We start from the raw sequence: 940 nt of genomic DNA, 5'->3' as shown, positions 1-940 counted from the left end.
CCTAAGAACTTGATTTGTTCGATTTCGTGCGGCGTTTTCGACGCATACGTTTTTTGGTATTTGTAGAGCTCGATGACTTTCCCAGAATTAAAGCCTTATCCTTGTCTGCGTCTTCCTGAATCTTCTGGGCCTGTTCTTTAATGAATAGCCAGATTGAAATACCAATATCACCAAGATTAAGAAGCTTTGAGGCATTCTCAGGTGTATATGGCTTTTCGGTCTCAACAGTTTTACCATCTACGATTTCGGCGAAAACCACACCCTTCCAGTCTTCAATTAAATGGGCAGCACATGCATCCATTAATAATTCGTGGTATAGCTTGGCATCTTCATCTTTGACCATCACATCATAGCCTTTGGATGAAATCTGATTTCCTGCACGTTCAATCGCTACCTGAAAGGGTTTATATGCGATACCACGGACTTTGAACTCAGCCTGTACTTGCCCATCAGAATCCTTGTATTCACACCATTTTGATACGTCAGAGCTTTTAATAATTCCGACTTTTAAAGCCATAGCAACCTCTAATTTGTAGAAATAAAAAAGCCCATGGGATTCCATAGGCTTTGTTACTGAATAAGCTGTTTACACAAGAGCACGTACAATCGTTGGACTGGTACGCACTTGGGCAAAATTGATATCTATTGTAATGATGTCATCACCGCCACCATCTGGGTGATTAGCTTCCTTCACTTCAAGTTGCGGGAAGTTAAACGAGTACTTACTGCCCTTGGTATCTGTAATATCAAAGGTCAATGTAAATACATCACGGGTTTTAATAGCATCAATCCATGCGGCAGAAGTTGCCGAGAACATGAAATTAGCATTTACGCCAATATCCATCATTTTCTCTAAGTAAAACTCAGGCGTGTACTTACCAGAACCGATACAACGGATCGCTTCCAGATTATTACTAAAGTTGATGGTAAGTGTCTGCAG

2 protein-coding genes are annotated in these 940 nt (G+C 40.7%); both read right to left on the bottom strand.

What is annotated here, in order from left to right; all coding sequences use genetic code 11:
- Nucleotide 1: 1 nt before the first annotated feature.
- Complete coding sequence (locus G9371_RS18980; protein WP_029423745.1) at nt 2–517, bottom strand: hypothetical protein; 516 nt, start codon at nt 515–517, stop codon at nt 2–4.
- A gap of 69 nt (nt 518–586) precedes the next feature.
- Nucleotides 587–940, bottom strand: a 354-nt coding sequence (locus tag G9371_RS18975; RefSeq protein ID WP_413773165.1) for a phage tail tube protein, incomplete at its 5' end; no start/stop codon positions are given.

This window comes from Acinetobacter sp. EKM10A (assembly GCF_011075215.1).
GTDB lineage: Bacteria > Pseudomonadota > Gammaproteobacteria > Pseudomonadales > Moraxellaceae > Acinetobacter > Acinetobacter baumannii.
Note: the sequence above shows the minus strand (reverse complement) of the source record. Positions and strands in the feature narration are given on the sequence as shown.